We start from the raw sequence: 3,236 nt of genomic DNA, 5'->3' as shown, positions 1-3,236 counted from the left end.
GACAAGTCCGTAGGACTTTGTCGACAGTCTGAGCCAAGCTGATTTCAGCTTGGCTTTACTCATATAATTAATACTCTGAAATAAAGTTCTCAGTGTGACGTGGTTTCTTTGGAGGAATCTTCGTGTCCATATCAGTAAGATATAAAAATCCAACTAAATCTTCATCATCTTCGACACCTATTACTTTTCTCACTTTAGGCATGAAAATATATGGCGGTGTCTTCCAGCACGTACCGATACCCGCTTCATGCAACAGCAGCATCAAGTTTTGTGCATAAGCACCGAATGCCAGATGATTTTCAAGATTTTCTTTTTGTCTAGGATCTCGTTTTACAATTAATACGAGTAATCCACCCAATTTTGTCACTGCATCATAGTGACTTTGTTGTTTCTCTGGTTCATTTCTAAATGCATAACGAGAAACAGTTCGACTTAAATCCCCTAGTCTGTCCTTTGAGACATGAATGATTCTCCATGGTTCTCTCATCCCATGATTTGGTGCATCTGTAGAGAGTTTTAGTGCTTCATATAGCGCTGTATCATCTATATGCATATCATGGTCGAATATCTTCACACTTCTTCTTGATGAAATTGCATCTCTTAATTCCACAATCTAACTCTCCTTTATATTAATGATAACCATTATCAATTACAGTATAGATTGAAATACATATTATATCAAATTATTTGTTTGATTCGTATAATGTCAAAATTTCTTTTAATTTAGTAACATGTATTTGTCCTGGCGCTTGCGGCTCTCCCAAGCAACCATAAGAAATACTTCCACCAAATACACCTTGGGCCGTTCTTGATACTAAACCAAGATGAGACATAGATATACCTACTACTTTCATTTTGACACTTTGAGAAGATACATAGAGTGCATCTAACAGATAGGTCGCATCTTCAGGATCTTTTGGCATTACTGCTAGTTTTAGATAATCAGCTTCTGTTTTACTCATTTTAAAATAAGTGAATTTCAATTGTTCAATTGCTGGTGTTTCTTCAAAATCATGTTGAGACAGTACCACTTCTAAACCTGCTGCTTGCGCTTCAGCCACTAATTCAGTGATTTTTTCCTTATACACTTCTTCCCATTCAATATCAATCATGTCATAACCTTGAACTTGCATTAATTCTTGTAATAGCGCATAATAAGATTCTTGCGCTTTATTGCCATTTCCACCTTGAGAAGCTGTGCGATATGTGATTAACAGCTTAACTTTAGGAAGACTTTTTCGTAACGCGGCAATAAGTGTTTCAATCTCAGCAATTTCAATCGTTTGACGTTGGTCAATTCTTAGTTCAATTATATCGATGGCTGCTTGCGCTTCAATCAACTCCGTTTGCAACTTCTGTGTTATGTCAGCTTCTGGTGCTATCGTTACAGCAATTTCTACTTGCGTCATCCTATCTACCCCTTGCTTATATAATATGGCCAGTTTGTTTCTTTAATAATAGTTTAACATTAGTCAGCGTATTAGAGTGTAATGCGCGTTATTTTATACTTTTAAACTACCAATCATTAGACAGTTTCATATTAAAAGTTTGCAGATATTTTATTGGCGAAATATTCATGGTGTGATTAAAAACTACTTTAAAATAAGATTAGCTTTTTGATATACCATATATTTTGGTTAAAATCGTCCAATATTGTGAACAATCGCTTTTCAAACTTTACTTTTTTCTTAGGGACACCTATTAAGTGTTGCTTTGATTAAAAGTATATAATAATATTAAATTAAACTTATCAATAATGACCACATTATTAAATTTAAGCAAAAGTTAAGAAAGTCATAAGAGAGGTGTTAAATCCATGAAAGAAATTAGATTACTAAATCCTGATGATTTAGAAGAGGTCTATCAGCTATTTAAAGAAGCTACAAGTGATCCAAAAAATATTTATACTTGGGCGATTTATGATGAGGATAAAGTGTGCAGGGAATATTTCAAAAAGTTGATAGACGCCAATAACAATGCACAATATCTGTTCGGTGTATTTTTTAATAATGAATTAGTGGGAGCTTTGACATTATTCCATCCAATTATAGTTGGAACACAGCATAAAGCTATAATTGAAAATATGTATGTGAAGGATATTGACCATTTGGATGAGAAGTTATTAAATACTGTCGCAAACTTTTGTACTGAACTTCAAATTGAGAAAATTATGGCCCCTGTTGCTTCAAATAATATCAGTGCACTGACTTTCTATAGTGAATACGATTTTTCAAAAATAGGTTTTGAAACGAATTCTCGTAAATATGGCGATGAATATATTGATGAGCATTGGTTGATCTATCCTATTAAAAAGGCTGCAGACGTTAATTAATACGTTGTGAAAAACACTAATGAGCGCAAAAAAATTCGGTACATTCCCGTGTACCGAATTGATTAAGTAAAGTAAGTTGTAATTAAGTGACCGTAAATCGTAACGGTTACGTTTTATATTACATGACGTTTCGTTATTTGTAAACCATAAATCGTAATTTTTACGATTTATTTTTATCTATAAGAAAAGCAAGTGCACAATTTTGAGATGCACTTGCTTTTCTTTTAGTTACTTTTATATACACTGATGGCTCTGTTAGCTGATTCTAAAAGATGATGTTCAAAATAATTCTCATGTACATAATCATATATATTATCTATATCTGTTTCTTCTTTAGGAAAATTATGATCTCTTACAATGCAATCGGCTAATTGTCCGAATGGCGTATCATCTTCCATAAAAGTAATAATAAACTTATAAAAACTCATGTAACAACCCCACTTAAAGATATTTCTGAATGAAAAAACATTAACAACGATAAATTTCCACCAAAGAGGAAATCATTCTTATCAGTTAAATAGGCTTTTTCAACAGTATAACATAAGCATCGGAATAAAATACAGTTAATAAAAAATCTTATTTAACAAACAACTGTATTTATATCCAAACCTTTTCTCTTTTGTAACGCAATGTTCGAAAACTTTAAGATGACTTTGTTCTCTATATGCAATCATTTATACATCTTAATTATAAAGTTAGCCTAAACACACAAGAAATACAAGATATTCTTATTTAAATTGATATATTTTATACACATCTTTTACATAAAATTCATAATTTCGTGCGAATCTTTAAATAGTTATGAGTTCAGAATGAACATTACATTTTAAACAATTAAACCTCATAAAAAAGCAGAGCACGAAATGCTCTGCTCAGACCGTAGACAAACTACCGTTATAACTTG

The 3,236-nt window shown here is 32.2% G+C and carries 4 protein-coding genes; 1 reads left to right on the top strand and 3 read right to left on the bottom strand.

Annotated features, from left to right (window positions below; genetic code table 11):
• Positions 1 to 67: 67 nt before the first annotated feature.
• Together HMPREF2846_RS05530 and aroD are read right to left on the bottom strand one after the other, a co-directional pair.
• A complete protein-coding gene (locus tag HMPREF2846_RS05530) occupies positions 68 to 610 on the bottom strand; it encodes a nitroreductase family protein (protein WP_002481587.1) in 543 nt (180 codons plus the stop codon).
• Between the two features lie 73 nt (positions 611 to 683).
• On the bottom strand, positions 684 to 1,409 hold the full coding sequence (aroD, locus tag HMPREF2846_RS05525) for a type I 3-dehydroquinate dehydratase (protein WP_070626053.1): 726 nt from the start codon (positions 1,407 to 1,409) through the stop codon (positions 684 to 686).
• Between the two features lie 407 nt (positions 1,410 to 1,816).
• On the opposite strand from aroD, the gene HMPREF2846_RS05520 reads away from it, so the two are divergent.
• Positions 1,817 to 2,332: a GNAT family N-acetyltransferase gene (locus HMPREF2846_RS05520; protein WP_070626051.1), complete on the top strand. Its 516-nt coding sequence runs from the start codon at positions 1,817 to 1,819 to the stop codon at positions 2,330 to 2,332.
• A 224-nt stretch (positions 2,333 to 2,556) separates the two neighbouring features.
• On the opposite strand, the gene HMPREF2846_RS05515 is transcribed toward HMPREF2846_RS05520, so the two are convergent.
• Complete coding sequence (locus HMPREF2846_RS05515) at positions 2,557 to 2,760, bottom strand: sterile alpha motif-like domain-containing protein (RefSeq protein ID WP_023015356.1); 204 nt, start codon at positions 2,758 to 2,760, stop codon at positions 2,557 to 2,559.
• Positions 2,761 to 3,236: the final 476 nt, after the last annotated feature.

The organism is Staphylococcus sp. HMSC056G08, from assembly GCF_001812305.1.
GTDB lineage: Bacteria > Bacillota > Bacilli > Staphylococcales > Staphylococcaceae > Staphylococcus > Staphylococcus simulans.
This window is presented reverse-complemented; position numbering and strand designations above follow the sequence as displayed.